This is a genomic window from Pseudomonas sp. 18173 (assembly GCF_050432945.1).
In the GTDB taxonomy this organism is placed as follows: Bacteria; Pseudomonadota; Gammaproteobacteria; order Pseudomonadales; family Pseudomonadaceae; genus Aquipseudomonas.
The window spans coordinates 315,267-335,480 of record NZ_JBKFTN010000001.1 but is presented as its reverse complement, the minus strand read 5'-3'; the positions used below and the strand labels follow the sequence as shown (position 1 = coordinate 335,480).

The 20,214-nt window shown below is 60.4% G+C and carries 17 protein-coding genes; 6 read left to right on the top strand and 11 right to left on the bottom strand.

Features of this window, described 5'->3' with window-relative positions; all coding sequences use genetic code 11:
• Positions 1-6: 6 nt before the first annotated feature.
• The 6 genes from ACLD1X_RS01510 to yaaA all read right to left on the bottom strand — a co-directional run bounded on the left by ACLD1X_RS01510 (position 7) and on the right by yaaA (position 8,695).
• A complete protein-coding gene (locus tag ACLD1X_RS01510; protein WP_429365826.1) occupies positions 7-1,488 on the bottom strand; it encodes an alginate export family protein in 1,482 nt (493 codons plus the stop codon).
• Positions 1,485-2,996 (bottom strand): alginate biosynthesis TPR repeat lipoprotein AlgK, encoded by a 1,512-nt coding sequence (gene algK / locus ACLD1X_RS01505; protein WP_429365825.1) that lies wholly within the window; start codon positions 2,994-2,996, stop codon positions 1,485-1,487. Before algK ends, ACLD1X_RS01510 begins: the two co-directional genes overlap by 4 nt.
• A 9-nt stretch (positions 2,997-3,005) precedes the next feature.
• Positions 3,006-4,175, bottom strand: coding sequence for a PilZ domain-containing protein (locus ACLD1X_RS01500; RefSeq protein WP_429365824.1), 1,170 nt, complete (start codon positions 4,173-4,175; stop codon positions 3,006-3,008).
• Between the two features lie 36 nt (positions 4,176-4,211).
• Complete coding sequence (alg8, locus tag ACLD1X_RS01495; RefSeq protein WP_411736572.1) at positions 4,212-5,693, bottom strand: mannuronan synthase; 1,482 nt, start codon at positions 5,691-5,693, stop codon at positions 4,212-4,214.
• Positions 5,694-5,788: 95 nt separating this feature from the next.
• Positions 5,789-7,105, bottom strand: coding sequence for a nucleotide sugar dehydrogenase (locus tag ACLD1X_RS01490; protein ID WP_102671021.1), 1,317 nt, complete (start codon positions 7,103-7,105; stop codon positions 5,789-5,791).
• Positions 7,106-7,915: 810 nt separating this feature from the next.
• Positions 7,916-8,695: a peroxide stress protein YaaA gene (yaaA, locus tag ACLD1X_RS01485; protein ID WP_429365823.1), complete on the bottom strand. Its 780-nt coding sequence runs from the start codon at positions 8,693-8,695 to the stop codon at positions 7,916-7,918.
• 453 nt (positions 8,696-9,148) lie between these two features.
• Here yaaA and ACLD1X_RS01480 point away from each other — a divergent pair, with 453 nt between their 5' ends.
• The 6 genes from ACLD1X_RS01480 to ACLD1X_RS01455 all read left to right on the top strand — a co-directional run bounded on the left by ACLD1X_RS01480 (position 9,149) and on the right by ACLD1X_RS01455 (position 14,488).
• Positions 9,149-10,273, top strand: coding sequence for a polysaccharide deacetylase family protein (locus ACLD1X_RS01480; protein WP_429365822.1), 1,125 nt, complete (start codon positions 9,149-9,151; stop codon positions 10,271-10,273).
• A gap of 336 nt (positions 10,274-10,609) precedes the next feature.
• A complete protein-coding gene (locus tag ACLD1X_RS01475; RefSeq protein WP_429365821.1) occupies positions 10,610-12,004 on the top strand; it encodes a PhoH family protein in 1,395 nt (464 codons plus the stop codon).
• Positions 12,005-12,238: 234 nt separating this feature from the next.
• Positions 12,239-12,712 carry a cyclic pyranopterin monophosphate synthase MoaC gene (gene moaC / locus ACLD1X_RS01470; protein WP_429365820.1) on the top strand — a complete coding sequence of 158 codons (474 nt, stop codon included), beginning with the start codon at positions 12,239-12,241 and terminating at the stop codon, positions 12,710-12,712.
• Positions 12,709-12,951, top strand: coding sequence for a MoaD/ThiS family protein (locus ACLD1X_RS01465; protein ID WP_414874963.1), 243 nt, complete (start codon positions 12,709-12,711; stop codon positions 12,949-12,951). Before moaC ends, ACLD1X_RS01465 begins: the two co-directional genes overlap by 4 nt.
• Before the next feature lie 3 nt (positions 12,952-12,954).
• Positions 12,955-13,407 carry a molybdopterin synthase catalytic subunit MoaE gene (moaE, locus tag ACLD1X_RS01460; protein ID WP_007989960.1) on the top strand — a complete coding sequence of 151 codons (453 nt, stop codon included), beginning with the start codon at positions 12,955-12,957 and terminating at the stop codon, positions 13,405-13,407.
• A 304-nt stretch (positions 13,408-13,711) separates the two neighbouring features.
• Positions 13,712-14,488, top strand: a complete 777-nt coding sequence (locus ACLD1X_RS01455; protein ID WP_413425820.1) for an ABC transporter substrate-binding protein — start codon at positions 13,712-13,714, stop codon at positions 14,486-14,488.
• 124 nt (positions 14,489-14,612) lie between these two features.
• Here the strand turns inward: ACLD1X_RS01455 and ACLD1X_RS01450 are convergent, their stop codons facing one another.
• The 5 genes from ACLD1X_RS01450 to ACLD1X_RS01430 all read right to left on the bottom strand — a co-directional run bounded on the left by ACLD1X_RS01450 (position 14,613) and on the right by ACLD1X_RS01430 (position 19,924).
• Complete coding sequence (locus ACLD1X_RS01450) at positions 14,613-15,254, bottom strand: helix-turn-helix transcriptional regulator (protein ID WP_429365819.1); 642 nt, start codon at positions 15,252-15,254, stop codon at positions 14,613-14,615.
• A gap of 84 nt (positions 15,255-15,338) precedes the next feature.
• Positions 15,339-16,472, bottom strand: coding sequence for an NAD(P)/FAD-dependent oxidoreductase (locus ACLD1X_RS01445; RefSeq protein ID WP_429365818.1), 1,134 nt, complete (start codon positions 16,470-16,472; stop codon positions 15,339-15,341).
• Positions 16,473-16,610: 138 nt separating this feature from the next.
• Positions 16,611-17,555 carry an ornithine cyclodeaminase family protein gene (locus tag ACLD1X_RS01440; RefSeq protein WP_429365817.1) on the bottom strand — a complete coding sequence of 315 codons (945 nt, stop codon included), beginning with the start codon at positions 17,553-17,555 and terminating at the stop codon, positions 16,611-16,613.
• Positions 17,556-17,678: 123 nt separating this feature from the next.
• Positions 17,679-19,169: an ATP-dependent RNA helicase RhlB gene (rhlB, locus tag ACLD1X_RS01435; protein ID WP_429365816.1), complete on the bottom strand. Its 1,491-nt coding sequence runs from the start codon at positions 19,167-19,169 to the stop codon at positions 17,679-17,681.
• 98 nt (positions 19,170-19,267) lie between these two features.
• Entirely contained in the window at positions 19,268-19,924 is a 657-nt protein-coding gene (locus tag ACLD1X_RS01430) for an alpha/beta hydrolase (RefSeq protein WP_429365815.1), read from the bottom strand.
• Positions 19,925-20,214 lie beyond the last annotated feature (290 nt).

Sequence of the window (20,214 nt, the reverse complement as noted above, 5' to 3'; positions counted from 1 at the left end):
CTTGCATCAGAAGCGCCAGATCACGTCGATGAACGCGCGGTGCATGTACGAATCGACCTGACTGCCGTAGGCATCGCCCGGCTTGAACACACCGCCACGGAAGCGCACCAGGGCCGAAGGCTCATCGATGGACTGGCTCAACGCCGCCGGCAACAGGCCTTGCTTGAAGTACTTGGTGACCACCAGGTCCATCTCCTGACCGAGGTCCTTCTCGCCATCGTTCAGCGGCAGCGAAGTACTGGAGAGGATCGCGCCGGTGACGTCGTCGGTGTTGTTCTCGACGGCGTTGATGCCGTTGTTGCCGATCGGTTTGTTGCCGTCGACGCGCCAGAATTTGTGATAGATCAGGCTGGCGTCGTATTCGTCGTTGAGCATCCACGAGCCGAACAGCGTGGCGGTCTGCATGTTGCTCATTTCGCCACGGAAGGCTTCGCCGAAACGGTGCACCCGCGAGCGGGTGCCGGTGTAGTTCGAGCGGTTGCTTTCCAGGCCGTTCTGTTGGTACTCGGCGCTGGCGCGGGCATAGGCGGCACCGACTTGCCATTGTGGATCGAGGCGCAGGCGCACGCCGACATCGGTGGCCCAGCCGTTGAGGTCTTCACCGCGCTTGGCTTCAGCCGGCGGCGTGCCATTGGCGTTCAGTGGGTTGACCGTATCGGTGTCGCCGCGCATGCCGGTGATGCTGCCCCAGTAGTTGACCGTGTTGGTGTTGCGCCAGTTATAGGCATCACTGTCGGCGGTCAGGCCGATCCAGCTGATGTCGCCGTTCTGTTTCTTGTCCAGCGAATCGGCCGGTACACCTGGCTCCGGGAAGTCGAGCTTGCCGTTGTCATGGGTGTGATGACCGCGAATGCCGACCCAGTTGCCGGGCGTCCACTGATAGGCGGCATCGGCGTAGGCGTGCAGGCGATCCTTGTCCTTGGGCGACAGTTCGGTCAGGTCGGTGCGGTACTCGCTGAAGCGTTCGGCGATACCGACGTTGGCCCGCAACAAGGTGGTGTCGAAGGTCCAGTTCAGGGCTTCGATGTTGGTGTCGCGCCATTGACCGTCGTCGTTGCGCAGGCGCTGGCGACCGAACTTGAGAATCTCGCCGGGGTAGGGCGTAAAGCCGCTGTAGCCGACCCAGAACTCACGCATGGCCAGGTAGTTTTTCTTGGCCTTGCGATCACCGTTGTCGGTGGTCTGGGTACCGTCGGACTGTTGCAGGGTATCGGTCTCGATGATGTCGGTGGACGTCACCGCCTGACCCATGGCGTAGGCACTCCACGCGCCGCTTTCGCCATAGACCCACGGACGCAGGTCGAGGCCGACGCCATTGACGTCGCCACCAGGAGCGGTGCCCAGATCACTGTCGTCTTCGGATTGGCCGGTGATTTTCACTTCCAGGCCAAAGTTCTTGGTTTCAGTCATCGCAGCAAGCGTCGGGCAGGACCAGATCAGTGCGAACGTCAGGCCAATGCCGGCCTTCATGAATGGATTCAACTTCATAGGGATTCCTCGCCGTCTTCGTCTTGCAGGGCTTTGAGTTCCGGCGTGTTCGGGCTCAGGGCACCGCGCACGGCCTGTTCTTGTTTCAACAGGCGTTGGGCCTCGGCCAGCCGGTCAGGCGGCAGTTGCGTTTGGAGTGTTTGCGCAAGCTCGGTGGCTTGCGGCGTGTTCTGGGCCAGGGCCAGTTGGCTGAAGACATAGGCATTGAGCGGATCAGGCTTGGTGCCCTTGCCTTGGGAAAACAGTTGGGCGATGGCGAAGTCGGCGCTGTTCTGGCCGTTACGCGCAGCGGTCAACAGATGGTCGAGCGCTTTCTGCGGATAGACCTTGCCCAGGTAGCCACGGCGATAGATCTGGCCGAGGTAGTAATCGGCGGCGACTTCGCGGCCGACGGCTTTCTGGAAGTGCGCTTCGGCGACCTTGGCATCAGCCGGCACCAGTTTGCCTTCGTAGTAGAGCTTGCCCAGCAACAGTTCGGCGCGGGGCTGGTCGGCGGCGCGGCCGTTGTCCAGGTACTTCATCATCTGGTCGACGTCGCCCAGTTCGGGGAAGTCGTAGAGCAGTTGCGCAAGGGAGACCCACGAGGCCGGGTAGCCCGGTGCGATCGGCTCGAGCAGCGACTGTGCGGTTTTCTCGTCGGTCTTGCCCAGGGACGAATCGGCGAGCACACGGGCGACGCTGTCGACGCGCTGCGCCGAAACGCTGCCGCGAGCGTGAGCCGCTTGCAGCTGCTTGATCAGCTCGGCCTGTTGCTCAGGCCTGGCCTGTTTCTGATAGACCGTGGCCAGTTCGACGTAGCAGATGTCGTTGGTGTTGAGTGCGGCCTTGCAGATTTTTTCCACATCATCCAGATGTTGGTCATAAGTGCCCTGGGTGCGATAGAGCAGCACTTGCGCCAGGCCGGCTTCCGGTTTGTTCTCGGCGCGCCATTGGCTGATTTGCTGCTGCGCGTTCACGTTGGGAAAGCTGTGCGGGTATTGCAGGTACAGCATCGCCAGCGGGATCAGCGTGTTGCCTTCGCCCGCGGCGGCGGCTTTTTTCAACAGGGTTTCGGCTTCGTGCTGCTCGGCTTCGGTGGAGCCGGGCTTGGCCACCAGCAGACGACCGAGGCGTGCCTGGGCGCGCGGCGAAACGCTGGCCGCGGCGCGGTAAGTCGCCTCGGCCTGTTTCATCTGCGCCGGGTCACGGCTGTCGACCTGGATGTCGGCCAGACCGACCTGGGCTTCGCTGTAGCCCAGGTCTGCCAGTTGCCGGTAATTCTGCGCCGCGGTGACGGTATCACCGCGCTTGAGCGCTTCGTTGGCCAGACGCTGGTCGGGCAGGCCGGCGCAACCGGCAAGGCTTACCGCCAATGCAACGGCACACAGAGACCCCATGTGGGAGCGGGCTTGCTCGCGAAAGCGGTGTGTCAGTCGGCACTGATGTTGAATGTCAGAACGCATTCGCGAGCAAGCCCGCTCCCACAGGGGCTGCGGTGTGTTCAGGATAGGTGGAGTCGTCACAGGCATGTCCTCCGGTTACAGACCAACAGCCATGGCTTTGTCGATCAGCCAGTTCAGGTTCGGGCCACGGTCGCTGCTCACTTCCACCGGACGACCGGCGAGGGAGCTGTCCAGGGTTTCGTCCGGCTGGATCAGCACGCGGATGTCGGAGGACAGGTCGGCGCTTTTCAGGCTGGTGCTGCTGACGATCTTGCCGGTGCGAGAGTGGTCTTCGCCGGCGATCTGGAAGCGCACCGAAGTACCCGGGCGCACGTCGCTGAACTGGCGATAGGAGAAGCGCGCTTCGACGTTGGCTTCACTGCCCCGCGGGACCAGCTGGAAGATCACGTCACCCTTGCTGGCGTACTGGCCGTTGGCGACCATTTGCTGGGCCACGGTGCAGTCGCAAGGCGAGGTCAGGGTGCCGGTCATTTGTTTGCCGAACAGCTCTTCAACCTTGGCCGGTTGCAGTTGGTCTTCGTCCAGATGGCCCTTGAGCACGTCGAGCATGCTGGTGCTGAAGGTCGCCAGCGGTGCACCTTTGGCGGCCACGCCGTCGGTTTTTATCAGGCTCTGCACGGTACCGTCGCGAGGCATGGTGATATTCACGCCAGGCACACTGACCAGGCCGGCCTGGGCGTGGCTGACGAAGTACATGCCGTACACCGATTTGAAAACAAAACCGAACGCGGCCAGGCCAACCACGAAGACCCCGAGGCTGAAGGTCACGGCTTTCATGCGCCCGAACGCGGTCATGCCATGGCCGCCGTCCTTGACCTTGCGCGCCTTGGTGAAGTTGTCGCGCTGCAGGGTCGCGAGCATTTCACCCACGCTGACGATGTCGCCGGCCAGGTGCGAAGTGATCAGGTGGCGCAGGGTCGAGATGTCCCGTGGTTCCAGGTTCTGGAACTGGCAACCGGCGCGTCCGGTATCGCGATCGTAGGAACGCACCTGCAGTTCCACATCCATGGCCAGGCCGAGGTTGTCGATGAGAAATTGCAGGCGGGCCTTGTACACGTCGCCGGTCTTGAGCGGCAGTTGACCGGCATTGAAGGCCAGGCCACCAGCGGACAGGTCGATCACCCGGGCTTCGACCGGTGTCCGGTCAGGGCCGAAGAAGCGCAACTTGGCCGGGATTTTCACTCGGGCGTGTTGGCGCTGGGCTTCGGATTCATGCACTACGTTGGCGTTGACGGCGGTATTCATAAAGGCGATTTCCTGGTTAATTCAATAAGGGGGCGGTCAGACCATCAACAGCAGCACGGCGACAAAGATGCTGCCGGCAGAGAAGGTCATGGTCCGAGACGACCAGGTGTTGAACCAACGTTGAAAGCTGGCGAGATCACGGGTCAGGGAAGTGGGCTGGCGAGTCCAGGATTGTTGGTCGAGGCGGAAGAACACGTAGATCTTCACCAGCGCGCCGACGATCTGGTTGTAATAGAGAATCGCCGGGTAGGCCGGGCCGATCCGGTGTCCGGAGCACGACAGCAACAAGGTCAGGATGAACCGGGTGATGCCGATCCACAGCAGGTACACCAGGATGAACGCGGTGCCGTACTTGAAGCTGGCGATCAGTGCCACGGTCAGGCCCAGCAGCGAGGTCCACATCGATACGCGCTGGTCGAACAGCACCACCGAGGTGAACACGCCGAGGCGTTTGATCCCAAGGCCCAGGGCACGGGAGTTCTGCCGCAGGTTGTTGCCGTACCAGCGGAACATCAGTTTGCGGCTGGCCTTGATGAAGCTCTTTTCCGGCGGGTGTTCAACGGTGTTGATCGCCGCGTCGGGTACGTAGAACGTGTCGTAGCCAAGGCGCATCAGGCTGAACCAGCTCGACTTGTCATCGCCGGTGAGGAACTTGAAGCGACCCAGGCGCCAATGTTGCAGCGAGTCGCTTTCCACGTCGGCGATGAAGTCCGGGTTGGTGACCACGGTAGCGCGGAACACCGACATGCGGCCGGTCATGGTCAGCACGCGCTTGGACAGGGCCATCGAGCACATGTTGATGTGGCGCTGGGCGAAACGCAGCTTGTGCCATTCGCTCATGATGTAGCCGCCGCGCACTTCGCAGAATTCGTTGGTGGTCAGGCCACCGACGTTGCCGAACATCTGGAACCACGGCACGGTCTTGAGCACCACGCCTTCGGCCAGCACGGTGTCGCCATCGATCACCGCGACCACGGCGCGATCATCCGGCAGGTGCCGGGAGATGGCGCGGAAGCCGTAGGCCAGGCCGTCGCGTTTGCCGGTGCCGGGAATGCGCACGAAGTCGAGCTTGACCCGGGACGGCGGGTTCATCCGGTTCCACAGGCTCTTCACCAGCAGCTCATCGGACATTTCCACGATGGAGCAGACCACGGTGGTCGGCAGGCCGCAGTCGATGGCCTCGCGGATCACCGAGCTGTAGACCTGCGCAGTGGTCAGGGCGTCGATGCGGAAACTGGTGACCATCAGGAACACGTGGGACGGGTCAGCCGCTTTGCCCAGCTTGCGCACTTTGCGCCGCAGGTACGGGTAGACGATGTACAGAAAAATCATGCCGCGCACAAAGTGAGTGGCACCCATCGAGTAGCGCCAGATACCCACGGCGCCAATCAGGAAAATGAAGTCCTTCGACTCGGAGTCGAACGTGGACACGGGCAACGCCATGGCGAGGCCCATCAGTAAACTCAGGTAGAACAGCCAACCGGCGGCCTGGAGTAGGCCGTGTTTTAGCCTGTGCATAATCGGAATCCTTAAGTCAGTTGCAAGCCCCAAGCTTCAAGCCCCAAGCGAGGAGCCTTGAACTTGCGGCTTGGAGCTTGAAGCTTGCGGCTGCCTTACCAGCAGATACCTTCGGCGCGGCCAGTGGTGCTGGTGGCCTTGGACATGAAGCCGACCAGGTCGATCACTTGCTTGCCGTGTGGAACTTCCTGCACCAGCGCGCGGAATTTCTCGTCGCGGTTGCCGAGGATGATCACGTCGGAGTTGTTGATCACCGCGTCGAAGTCGGAATTGAGCAAGGACGAGACGTGAGGGATCTTCGACTCGATGTAGTCCTTGTTGGCTCCGTGAACGCGGGCGTACTCGACGTTGCTGTCGTAGATGCTCAGGTCATAACCCTTGCCGATCAGCATTTCCGCCAGGTCAACCAGCGGGCTTTCGCGCAGGTCGTCGGTGCCGGCCTTGAAGCTCAGGCCCAGCAGGGCGACTTTGCGTTTGTCGTGGCTGGAAACGATGTCGAATGCGTTCTGTACCTGGGATTCGTTGCTGCGCATCAGCGAGTTGAGCAACGGCGCTTCCACGTCCAGGGAACCTGCGCGGTAGGTCAGGGCACGCACGTCTTTTGGCAGGCACGAGCCACCGAAGGCGAAGCCCGGGCGCATGTAGTACTGGGACAGGTTGAGGGTCTTGTCCTGGCAGACCACGTCCATCACTTCGCGACCGTCGACACCGACTGCCTTGGCGATGTTGCCGATTTCGTTGGCGAAGGTGACCTTGGTGGCGTGCCACACGTTGCAGGTGTACTTGATCATCTCGGCGACCGCGATGTCCTTGCGGATGATCGGCGCGTCGAGCTCTTCGTACAGCGATTGCAGAACGTCACCGGACGCTTTGTCGAACTCGCCGATGACGGTCATTGGCGGCTGGTCGTAGTCGGCGATGGCGGTGCTTTCGCGCAGGAACTCAGGGTTCACGGCCACGCCGAAATCAACGCCGGCCTTCTTGCCGGAGCAATCTTCGAGAATCGGGATGACCACGTTGGCGACGGTCCCCGGCAACACGGTGCTGCGCACGACGATGGTGTGGCGGGTGGTCTTGTCACGCAGGACGAAACCGATTTCGCGGCACACTGCCTCGATGTAGTTCAACTCCAGATCGCCGTTCTTTTTGCTCGGCGTGCCCACGCAGATCATCGACAGGTCGGTGTCGCGAATCGCCTCGGCGAAGTTGGTGGTGCCACGCAGACGACCGGTCTGGATGCCCTGGGCCAGAAGTTCGCCCAGGCCAGGTTCGACAATCGGCGATTTGCCGGCATTGATCATGTCGATCTTGTCTTTGGCCACATCGACGCCAACGACGTCATGACCCCGTGCAGACAGGCAACCGGCACATACTGCGCCAACGTAACCCAAACCGAAAATGCTGATGCGCATCGCAATTACCTCTGTATTGATCAAGCCATTAGATGGCCGGAGTTAATGGTGTTCAGCGGTGATAGTGCACTCGCAAGTACGCCGTACAGGCGCAACGATGCCGTGTGCTGGCATATAAGTTACGAGTGTCTAAATAAATGCACTCAAGGTGTGCGCAACTAGGCCTTGTTGTTATGAATTGCCCTGTTATGCAGCCGATCCTCTTTTCAAAAGGTGCAGGTGCAAAGGCCTTGCACGCTTGATGTCAGGCCGAAAGCCCGTAAATCAGGCGCTTTGGTGCTCGGGTGAGCACGTTTGTAGGGGCGCTGCCTTGGCCTTGTAGGGGATAGTCATATCGCGTTATCTCCTGTCCGCTCGCTGTTGTCCAAATCAGTGATTAGTCGGCACAAGTTATTATTACAACTTCGCTACACGAATCGCTTATCTGCGTAAGTTATCTCGTACAAGCTCGGCGAGAATCGTTACCGGTGGTATGAACGGCACGTTTGGACATAGTTCCAGTCCACTCATCGTGAAAACTGAAATTTTTTGAAATATTGAGAAAGATGGCACTGCTCTCAAATTGATAGCACTTGCCGTTTCGCCCTTTATATATAGGCGGATAATTGCAGCGGATAGTTTTTTGCCACTACTGTTAAAAAAAGTCAGTGCCACTACGCAAAAAAATGATTGAAGTCGAGTGAAACTAAAGTTAGAAAACAGGGCGATGTGTTTTTGGCGCCAAGAAAATGGCGAAATGGCGAGGGAAGGTTGAAGTGGATCAAGGGTCGACGCACGAGGGCTGTGAAGGTCGTGCGCCGACCGAATGCATCACTCTGATGCGTGATCGCGCAGGAACACCAGGTTGTCCGGTTTGGATAGTTCGGCGCTGTAGCGATAGCCTTGAACGTCGAATTGCTTGAGGGCGGCCGGATCGTTGATGCGTTCTTCGATGACGAAGCGGCTCATCATGCCGCGGGCCTTTTTCGCGTAGAAGCTGATGATCTTGTACTGGCCGTTCTTCAGGTCCTTGAATTCGGTATTGACGATGCGTGCGTTCAAGGCACTGCGTTTGACCGCCGAGAAGTACTCGTTGGACGCCAGGTTGAGCAGCACCTCATCGCCTTGATCGACCAGGGCTTCGTTCAGCCATTCGCTGATGCGTGTACCCCAGAAGGCATACAGGTCCTTGCCCCGGGCGTTGGCCAGTCTGGTACCCATTTCCAGGCGATAGGGTTGCATCAGGTCCAGCGGGCGCAGCAGTCCGTACAGGCCGGACAACATGCGCAAATGTTGCTGGGCATAGTCGAAATCGGCTTCGCTGAAGGTTTGCGCATCCAGCCCGGTGTACACGTCGCCCTTGAAAGCCAGTAGCGCCTGTTTGGCGTTTTCCGGGGTGAACGCAGGCGTCCAGCTGCCGAAACGCGCGGCGTTGAGCCCGCCGATCTTGTCGGAAACGTGCATCAATTCGCTGATCTGCGCCGGGGACAACTCGCGCAATTGCAGGATCAATTCCTGGGAATGGTCGAGGTACTGCGGCTGGGTGAAGCGCTGGGTCGCCGGCGGTGTTTCATAGTCGAGGGTCTTGGCGGGTGAAATCACCATCAGCATGAAGTCGTCTCCTTTAATCGTGGCGGCGATTCTAGGGGGTTGCCGGCGTTGACTCCAGCTATCAAGTCCATAGGTGATGGCCGGTGGCCTTGCACCAAACCCTGTGGGAGGGGGGGGGGGGGGAGGGGGGGGGGGGGGAGGGGTAAGAGAGGAGGGAGGGGGGGGGGGGGGAGGGGTAAGAGAGGAGGGAGGGGGGGGGGGGGGAGGGGTAAGAGAGGAGGGAGGGGGGGGGGGGGGAGGGGAAAGACAGGGGGGGGGGGGGTGGGAGGTGGGATTGGACCAAACCCTGTGGGAGCGGGCTTGCTCGCGAATGCGGTGTATCAGTCGACATTTTCGGTGAATGTCATACCGCATTCGCGAGCAAGCCCGCTCCCACAATGGTTCGTTGTTGCTGCGGGAGTTGTATCTGGATCAGCTATAGTGCCGCGCGGGTTTTGTTATGGAGACATCCCATTGCGCAGTGTTTTTCTTATTTCGATCTGGCTACTGAGCTTCGGCGCCCTCGCGGCACCGGGCGATGTGGCGACGCTTGATCGCAGCACCTGGCCGGAAAAACTTGGCAACCCGACGCTGTTCGACGTGGCGTCGAGGGCCGAGATCCTCATGTTTTCCAGTGTGCTGTTGGCCAGCGAGTCGCTGGATGAACCCGCCCTGGCCCAGCGTCTGGGCCTGCGCACGATCAACCTGGAGTCGGTCAACCGGGTTCGCCAGCGCATGTGGCAACGGCTGCTGAGCAACTACAACCACGCCCAACAGAGTTGCGACCAGGATGCTTCCTTCTGTTTTCTGGTCGAGGACATGCCCACCTTGCGCGAGCAAGCTGCCAAGTTCCAGGTCAGTGCAGACAGCTACTACATCAAGTGGGCCGACCCAGGCCGTGCGTTCCACACCCAGTACCTGGACGAGCAGTTGCGCAAGGCTGCGCTGTTCCCGCAAACCAGCAGCGAAGTCGATCGTTTTGGCGACTATGAGCGCACCGGCGAGCAAATGCATGACCGGCTGTTTCTGCTGACCTTCGACAGCGCTGCCAACGCCGCGCCGGACAATACGGCCTGGGTCAGCGAGTACCTGCGCAAGTCGAACATGAACGGCACGTTCTTCGTTCTCGGCAAGGACATCCAGGCCCGTTTGACGGAGCATTCGGTAAGTAACCTGCAAGCGACCTACTCGACCCAGTGCATCGGCGTGCAGGGCTGGGAATTCCGTTCCCACAGCCACTGGCAGGACTGGCAGGACTCGGTGCGCCGCAGCGCCGAGCTGGTCAAGAGCAAGCTGCCGGAGAACTACGTGCCACTGTTCCGCCCCCCCGACGGACAGCGCCGTTCCGATGCCGAAAGCTTCTTCAAGACCCAGGGTTTGCAGGTAGCGCTATGGGACATCGATGCCCAGGACGGCGCCGGCAAACTCAAGGGCAACCAGAGTGCGCAACGGGTGCTGACCCTGATGCTGCTGTGGCGGCATGGGGTGATCAATTTCAATGCGAAGCAGGATGGCGTGAAAACGGCGTTGCCGTGGCTGGTGACGCAAACGGCGCCAGTCGGGATCGGCTGGGAAGACTGTCAGGACGCGTTTCGCTGAAAGCGGCGAAAGCCCGTAAACATTGGGTTTATGGCGATTTTGGAGGGGAATTCGTTGCAGGTGGACTTCCGACTTTAAACGGGTGATGGCAGTCCGCCAAGTGTTATTGGTCACTCTGAAAAATAAACTTCAAAAAAGCGTCAAAGTACTTTTTTCTGTCACACGTTTTGGAGTATTACGAAGACAGACCGCCGAAACCTGCAACACAGGTGGCGTCTCCCAAGACCCCGCATGTAGGCAGAACACTTGAGTCCCCGCAGGTGTATTCGGCAGTCACTTCGAGGCGCAGCACCGTCAGGGTATTGCGTCGACTGGCTCCCACAAAGGTGACCGAGTATGGATGATCACGGACGTAGCTCTTCTTCCAACCAGCCAATCCTTTATGTACTCGATACCAACGTATTGATTCACGATCCAAACGCGCTGCTCAACTTCGAAGAACACCACGTCGCGATCCCGATGACCGTGCTTGAAGAGCTCGACAAGCTCAAGAGCGGGCATCACAGCGTTGCCGCAGAATGCCGCCAGGCCATTCGGCTGATCGACAAGACCCTGGGCGATGCCTCACCCGAGGACGTCGAGCAGGGTGTGCCGATCCAGCGTGGCAAAAGCGGCCCCAAGGGTTTGCTGTCAATTCTGATGAGTCGCAATGCCGAGCCGAACCTGATTCTGCCCGAGCACCTCAATGACAACAAAATCATCAACCAACTGATCGACCTGCACGCGCGCGACCCGAAGAAGCCCGTGGTGCTGGTCACCAAAGACATCAACATGCGCCTCAAGGCGCGCGCCTGCGGGATCGCGGCCGAGGACTACAGCACCGACCAGCTGGTCGACGACGTGTCCTTGCTGCCCAATGGCTACCACAACATGACCGGCTCTTTCTGGGACCGCGTGAGCAAGGTCGAAACCCGTCAGGACCATGGCCGCACCTGGCACCAGGTGCAGTTGATCGACAACCTGCCGGCGGTGCACATCAATGAATTCATCATTGATGAGCAAGGCTTTGTCGGCTGGATCAAGGAGATTGAAGAAGACCGTTTGCTGATCCTCGACCTGCACCAGGAACCGCTGCTGCACCAGGAGGCCTGGGGCCTTAAGCCGCGGGATATCTATCAGAGCCTGGCGTTATACGCCTTGCTCGATCCGGACATCCACCTGGTCAACCTGTCGGGTGCAGCAGGCTCGGGTAAAACCATCCTGGCGCTGGCTGCCGCGATTGAGCAGACCATGGTCAGCAAGCGCTATCGGCGCATCATCGCCACCCGTAGCGTGCAGGGCCTGGACCAGGAAATCGGCTTCCTGCCCGGCACCGAAGCGGAAAAAATGGAGCCGTGGCTGGGCGCCATCACCGACAACCTCGAAGCCTTGCACATGGATGACGAAAGCACCCATGGCAGCGTCGACTACATCCTCAGCAAAGTGCCGTTGCAGTTCAAATCCCTCAACTACATCCGGGGCCGCAGTTTCCAGCAGAGCCTGATCCTGATCGACGAATGCCAGAACCTCACGCCGCACCAGATGAAAACCATCATCACCCGTGCCGGCGCCGGTTCCAAAGTGGTGTGCCTGGGCAACCTGGCGCAGATCGACACCCCTTACCTGTCCGCGACCAGCTCCGGGCTGACCTACCTCACTGAACGCTTCAAGGACTTCCCGAACGGTGTGCACATCACCCTGCAAGGAGTGCCACGTTCGATCCTGGCCGAATACGCCGAATCGCATCTGTAACTGTCCACCGGAACCGGGCGGCCTCACAGCCGCCCGGTTTTTTGTGGAAGTATGAAAAACCTGTGGGAGCGGGCTTGCTCGCGAAAGCGGTAGATCAGTCGATGTATGTGGTGACTGGAATACCGCTTTCGCGAGCAAGCCCGCTCCCACATTGTTTGTGGTGGGCCGACAATCGTGCGTGCGAAAAATTGACCCGCAGGTTTACAATCGAGGCTCCTGATCAGGAGTAATCCCGTGCTGACTCATCTCGATTCCCAAGGTCGCGCCAACATGGTCGACGTCACTGAAAAAACCGTGACATTCCGTGAGGCGACGGCCCAAGCGCTGGTGCGCATGCTGCCCGAGACCCTGCAGATGATCGTCAGCGGCGGTCACCCCAAGGGTGATGTGTTTGCCGTGGCGCGCATTGCCGGCATCCAGGCGGCGAAGAAAACCAGCGACCTGATTCCCCTGTGCCATCCGCTGATGCTGACTGGCGTCAAGGTCGAGCTCAGTGCCGAAGGTGACGACTCGGTGCGTATCGTGGCGCGCTGCAAGCTGTCCGGGCAGACCGGTGTCGAAATGGAAGCCCTGACCGCTGCCAGCGTCGCCGCGCTGACCATCTATGACATGTGCAAGGCCGTGGACCGCGGCATGACCATCGAAAGCGTGCGTCTGCTGGAGAAGGTCGGCGGCAAGAGCGGACATTTCCAGGCGGAACAGCCATGAACGTGACCGTGAAGTTTTTCGCCCGTTACCGTGAAGCGTTGGGGCTGGACTCGGTGAAGGTCCAGGGCGATTTCGCCACTGTCGACGATGTCCGTGCACTGCTGGTCCAGCGTGACGGTGCCGAGGTATTGAGCGAGCAAAACCTGATGTGCGCCCGCAATGAAGACCTCTGCCAGCTCGACGAGCCGGTGAGCGAGGGCGATGAAGTGGCGTTCTTTCCGACCGTGACCGGAGGCTGAGGCATGGCGATTCGCGTGCAGTCCACCGCGTTCGACCCGGGTGCCGAAGTCAATGCCATGCACGACGCCAATGTCGGCGTCGGCGCGGTGGTGAGTTTTGTCGGCTACGTGCGCGACTTCAATGACGGCCTCGACGTGGCCGGGATGTTCCTCGAGCACTATCCGGGCATGACCGAAAAAGCCCTTGGCAAGATCGCCATCGAGGCCGAACAACGCTGGCCGTTGCTCAAGCTGGAAGTGCTGCACCGCATCGGCGCCCTGGAGCCGGGCGAACCGATTGTCTTCGTCGGCGCGGCCAGCGCCCATCGCCAGGCGGCATTCGACGCCTGCGCCTTTGTCATGGATTACCTGAAAACCCGTGCACCGTTCTGGAAGAAAGAAAACACCAGCGACGGGCCGCGTTGGGTCGAGGGGCGTGACAGCGATCATGCGGCGGCGGATCGCTGGAAGCAGTAGATCCTGCGGCGTTCTTTAGTCAGTCTTCGCGGGCAAGCCCGCTCCCACAGGTCCGGTGGTGTACATAAAATTTGTGTACGACTTGGACATTGTGGGAGCGGGCTTGCCCGCGATGAGGCCATCTGGTTCACCCTATAACCTCCTGAGACACCACCCGACCATCGGCCGGTACGGGCCGCATTTGCCTCATTGACGACTTATACATAAAAGTCCAGTATGGAATTATAAGTACAAAAAAGGTTTCCACCGTTTCAGCTTTTTCTTCTCTCTTGCCAAACCAACAACAACCCGCGAGAAAACGAACATGAAGAAGTTCCCCCTCATCACCGGTCTGGCCCTGAGCCTGTTGGCGTGCAGCAGCGTGTTCGCCGCCGAGAAAACCCTGCGTATCGGCATCGAAGCTGCTTATCCACCATTCGCCTCGAAAACCGACAAAGGCGAAATCGTCGGTTTCGACTATGACATCGGCAACGCCCTCTGCGCGCAGATGAAGGCCAAGTGTGTGTGGGTCGAAGGCGAGTTCGACGGTCTGATTCCTTCCCTGAAGGTGAAGAAAATCGACATGGCGCTGTCGTCCATGACCATCAACGAAGACCGCAAGAAGTCGGTGGACTTCACCCACAAGTACTATTTCACCTCGTCGCGCCTGGTCATGAAGGACGGCGCGGTGGTGGATGACCAGTACGCCAGCCTCAAGGGCAAGACCGTCGGCGTGCAGCGCGCCACCACCACTGACCGTTACGCCACCGAGGTGTTCGAGCCCAAGGGCATCAACGTCAAGCGCTACAGCAACAACGAAGAAATCTACATGGACCTGGCGGCCGGTCGTCTCGACGCGATTTTTGCCGACACCATTCCGCTCAATGACTTCCTGTCGATGCCGCGTGGCCAGGGTTATGCCTTTGTCGGGCCGGAGCTCAAGGATCCGAAGTATGTGGGCGAGGGGGCCGGGATTGCCGTGCGCAAGGGCAACACCGAACTGGTCAGCGAGCTGAACACGGCCATTGATGGCATTCGTGCCAGTGGTGAGTACCAGAAGATTTCCGAGAAGTACTTCAAGTCTGATATCTACGGCGACTGACAAACCGCCATCGCTGGCAAGCCAGCTCCCACAGGTTCAGCGGTGTACATGAGTTTTGTGTACGGCTCGGACACTGTGGGAGCGGGCTTGCCCGCGATGAGGCCGGAGATACCACCGCAAATCTTCAGCCTTTCAATTCCTTCAAATGCTTGTACACCGTCGCCCGGCCCATGTTCAGCACATTGGCCACGTAGTTCGAGGCGCTTTTACCCTTGAACGCGCCTTCGGCGTGCAACGCCAGCACCAGCTCGCGTTTGTGATCGCGGGTCAGCAGGTTCAGGCTCAACTGGCGCTCTCGCAGCCAGGCGTGGAGGAAGGTGTTGATCCGCTCCTGCCAGTCATCGCGGAACAGTGCATCCGGTTGCGGGATCAGCTTGGTCGGCGACAGGAACAGATCCAGGGCGGCCTTGGCATTCTCGAACAGCGAAATATTCAGGTTGATGCACAGCACGGCCAGCGGATGCCCCTCGCTGTCGCGCAGGACGGTGCTGAGGCTGCGAATCTTCTGACCATCCCAATTGAGCTTTTCGTACGGCCCGATGTTTCGTTCGCTGACATCGTCGCTGAGCATGTCTTCCAGCGCCGAGTCGTCGCCGATTTCCCGCTTGGACAGGTTGTTGGCGATGTAGTCGACCTTTTGCGTGCGCAGGTCGTGCAGCACCACTTCGGCGTGGGGGAAAAACAGCGTGGCGATGGCGTCGGCGATCGCGTGGAAGTTATCCAGCGACGTGTCATTCAGGGCCGAGTCTTTTTCGGGGGCGTTCATTTGATGGAACTCCAGGCAGCGTCAACGCCCCGGCAAAGGGGCGCTGAAAGTGTGCCGTAATCGTATGGGCACGTCACCTGAGGATCAGGATCGGCCGAGGCGGGCAGGGGAGAGCATTTCGGCGTTCAGGCCGAAACGGCCGAGCGATTCGGGCAATGCCGCGCCGCGCACCAGTGCCGCGCCGGCCTGACCCATGGCCGGCGAAGTCTGGATGCCATAACCGCCTTGCGCCGCGACCCAGAACAGCCCCGGCACCTGTGGATCGAAGCCGGACAGCAGGTCGCCGTCGCTGACGAAGCTGCGCAGGCCGGCCCAGGTCCGGGTCGGGCGGCGAATGGTCAGGGTCGTGGCCTCTTCGATCTGGTAGATGCCCATGGCAATGTCCAGCTCTTCGGGCTGCACGTCGTGGGGTTCGACCGGGTCGGCGTTGGCCGGCGAGCCGAGGAACATCCCGGCGTCGGGTTTCATATAGAAGGATTCGTCGAGGCTGACCAGCATCGGCCAATGGTGGATGTCCACGCCCTCCGGGCCGGCGAAGATGAACGCGGCACGGCGTTTCGGTTGCAGGCCCAGCGGCTGCGCACCGGCCAGTTCACCGATCTTGTCGGCCCAGGCGCCGGCGGCGTTGATGATGACCGGGGCGCTGAAGGTTTGGGTGCCGGTCTGGACCTGCCATGCACCTTGGCCGTCGCGGCTCAGGCTGACGACTTCGCTGTCGGTATGCACTTCGCCCTGGTTGCGACGGATGCCGCGCAGGTATCCCTGATGCAAGGCATCGGTGTCGATGTCGCTGGCGGTCGGGTCGTAGATGGCGCCGTGGACCTTTTCCCGGCGCAGGATCGGCACCAACGCGCAAGCTTCGTCGACGCCGAGCAATTGCATCTCTGGCACCGTGGTTTTTGCGCTCTGGTACTGGCGGTTCAATTCGTCCGGGTCACCGGTGAAATCCACGGTCATTTCGCCGCGCGGGGTCAGCAGCGGGTGTTCGCAGAAACCGCTGGGCGGGTTGTCGAAAAAGTCCCGGCTGGCCAGGGTCAGCGCCCGCACTTGTGGGGTGCCATAGGCTGCGGTGTACAGAGCAGCCGACCGGCCGGTGGAGTGATAGGCCGGATGGGATTCGCGCTCGAGCACGATCACGCGGCCGTGCTGCGACAGCCAGAAACCGGTGGAAGCCCCGGCAATCCCGCCGCCGATGATGATGAAATCTGCCTGGCTCATGAACGTCTCCTGATAACGCGCGATGCCAATGGTTCGGTACCTTGTAGGAGCGAGCTTGCTCGCGATGGTGTGTCAGTCGACACAGTGTTGCTTGATCCACCATCGCGAGCAGGCTCGCTCCTACAGGGGATTGTGGTGTTAGTGAGATAGGCGATAGATCGCATTGGCCAGCGAAATGTCTTCCAGGCCCAGGCCGATGGAGCGGAAGTACACGTGACGGTCGTAGTCGGGGCGCTGCACCTTCGCACTGAGCAGGTCAGGCAGGTCGCCGACAATCGCGCTCCTGTCCCAGCGGTGCTGTTCGGCGGCGATCAGCATTTCGCCGGCCGAGCCTGGGGTGGTCAGTCGATAGTCGCAGAACACCTGCATGTCATTGAGGCTCTGCGGCGGCACTTCGTGGGCACGCGGCGCGTTGGTGCTGATGGAGGTGATCAGCGCCGGTTTGCGCAAGCTCGACGGATCGATCACCGGCCCGGCGGACGAGGTGCAGAGCATGATCACGTCCGCGTCCTGTACGGCAGCTTCACGATTGTCGACGACGTTCAGGCGTGGCTCGATGTTTTTCAGCAGGCTCACGGTTTCGGCATCTTCGTGCAGGCTCGGCGAGTACAGGCTGATGCTCTGCCAGTCGCGCAGGCCTTTCACGTAATGCAGGTGCGCCTGGGCCACTTTGCCGCTGCCGATAATGGCCAGGCGATGGGCTGTGGGCGGCGCGAGGGCGTCGACCGCCACGGCAGTGGTGGCCGCAGTGCGTGCGGTGGTCAGTTCTGCGGCATCGCATAGCAACAGCGGCTGCCCGGTTTGCATCGACATCAGCAGCGTCCACGCCGTCACCAATGGCCCTTGGTCACGGACGATGTATGGCGAAGTCTTGATCCCGTACACGCCGTCTTCGGCCAGCACGCCCAGGTAATTGATGAAGTCGCCGGCGCCCTGCGGGAACTCCACCAGTTGCTGCGCCGGTTGCACCGCTTGCCCGGCGGCCAGGTCGCGGAACAGCTTGCGCAGGATCTGCGGCACATCGACTTGCGCCAGATACTCGCGGGCCTGGGCTTGGGTGATCACTTGGGGCGTGCTGGACATGGTCGGCTCCGGGATTCGAATTAAACTAATTTGTCTATTATGGACTTTTAGTTCTCGCGAACAATATCCGGACGAAAAAAAAGCGCAGTCCGTTTCCGGCTGCGCTTGTTCGTGCAACGTCACTCAGTGTGGACGTTTGCGCTCAACCGCCCGCAACAGATGCGTCGGCGGTGTTTCACAGCTGATCTTGCGCCCCAGCTTTTCCTCGATGGACGGTAGCTGGTAGGAGTCGTCTTCACCGGCAAAGCTGATGGACACGCCGTCGGCGCCGGCACGTCCGGTACGTCCGATTCGGTGCACGTAGTCGTCCGGCACTTCCGGCAGGGTGAAGTTGATCACATGGCTGATGCCGTCGATGTGGATGCCGCGACCGGCCACGTCGGTGGCGACCAGCACGCGGATCTTGCCTTCGCGGAAACCTTCCAGGGTCTTGATGCGCTTGTGCTGCGGCACGTCGCCGGACAGTTGCGCGGCGTTGATGCCGTCACGCACCAGGCGTTCTTCGATGCGTCGCACTTCATCCTTGCGGTTGGCGAAGACGATGACCCGCTCCCAACCGTTGTCGTTGACCAGGTTGTAGAGCAGTTTGTATTTGTCGGCAGCGGCCACCGCGTAGATGTGCTGCTCGACGTTTTCGTTGGCCACGTTGGTGACTTCGATTTCGACGATGGCAGGGTCGGTGGTCCATTGCTTGGCCAGGTTCATCACGTCTTCGGTGAAGGTCGCGGAGAACAGCAGCGTCTGACGCTCGGACTTCGGTGGCGTCTGGCGAATGATCTGGCGCACCTGCGGGATGAAGCCCATGTCGAGCATGCGGTCGGCTTCGTCCAGCACCATCACTTCGACCATGTCCAGATGCACGTCGCCGCGCTGGTTGAAGTCCAGCAGGCGGCCCGGCGTGGCCACGAGGATGTCGCAGTGGCGGGCTTCGAGGTGCTTGAGCTGCTTGTCGAAGTCCATGCCGCCGACGAACGTCATGACGTTGAGGCCGGTGTACTTGGTCAGGTCGGCGGCGTCCTTGGCGATCTGCACCACCAGTTCGCGGGTCGGCGCGATGATCAGCGCCCGTGGCTCACCCATGTAGCGCTCTTTCGGCGGCGGGGTTTGCAGCAACTGGGTGATGATCGAGATCAGGAACGCAGCGGTTTTGCCGGTACCGGTCTGGGCGCGGCCGATGGCGTCCTTGCCCGCGAGGGTAAAGCCCAGCACCTGTGCCTGGATCGGCGTGCAATACGGGAAGCCCAGGTCCTGGATGGCATGCATCAGTTCAGGGGCGAGCTTGAAATCGTGGAAGCGGGTTTTGCCTTCCTGGGGTTCGACGACGAAGTCTTCGAGTTTCCATGGGATGACCGGCGCCTTGGGCTTGGGTTCGCGGCGCGGTTTGGCGGGTTTCGGCGTGTCGCTGCGCGGCTGCTCCTGGGCTGTGATCGCCGCAGGCTGGGCTGCTTCTACGGTCTTCGGCTCATGCTTGGGTGCCGTCGTGGTGGCAGCCCGTTCAGACTGACTGCCGTCGGTGCGGTGGCTGGAAGCGTGAGACGCAGCGCTGGGGACTGGCGCGAGTTGCTCAGTCTCGCTTTTACCGAACATTTTCTTGAGTGCTTTGAGCACGGTCATCTCATCAATTGGTTAAGGAATGTACGCCGGGCAGTGTAATGCAAGAATCGGGCGCGGCGTAGAGGGATGGATCAAAGGGCGCTTTTAATCCTGAATGCTTAACGCAAGCGCTCGGTGAGCCAGGTGCCGATGTCGCGAATTTCTTCGGGTAACACTTCGTGACCCATTGGGTACTCCTGCCATGTCACGGTGACACCACGCTGCTTCAAATGCTCGTAGGCACTGCGTCCCATCGAGTTTTGCACCACATCGTCAAACTGGCCGTGCATCGACAGCACCGGAATGCGTTGCTGGCTCGCGGACAGTTCCAGTCCGCCGCTGAAGGTGGGGGCATAAGTAGAAAGGGCAACGACGCCACCCAGTGGTCCCTGCCATTTCAGAAACGCGGTATGGAACACCACGGCGCCGCCCTGGGAAAAGCCGGCCAGGAAAATCCGCGAGGCGTCTATTCCGATAGCTCGCTGGGTGTCGATCAGCTTGATGATCCTGTCGGACGACTCTTCCAGCTGCTCGCGGTTGATCGCCCGTGCCGGGCTCATGGCCAATATGTCGTACCAGCTCGGCATCTCGTAGCCGCCATTGATAGTGACAGCACAGGTGGGGGCCTGAGGGAGAACGAAGCGGGTGCTCAGCAAGGTTTCCTGCAGCGCTTCGGCCACCGGCAGGAAGTCGTAGCGATCGGCGCCCAGGCCGTGCAGCCAGATGACGCAGGCGTCTGCGGGCTTTACGGGTTCAAGAATCAGGGGCTCGGTCATGTCTGCTCCAAAGTTGTGCGTGCGCGCTCATTAAGTGCGTGATCCAAGTGCGCGCCAGGTTGATCCGTTAAGAAGATGTCGCAAGGTTACAAGTTTCGCTATTGACCTGTCTCGCAAGTGCCTCGGGAAGAGGTCTGGTACGGGCTTTGCTATGGAAAAGCCTGTACGAAAAATCCCACGTCTGTCGGTAACACTATCAGGCCATTGTTGGCAGTGGGATAGCAAAAAATTCCGGTGATGGATGTTCGCCAATGGCCGCTACGGGGCTTCGCGAACGTGAAAGGGCTACA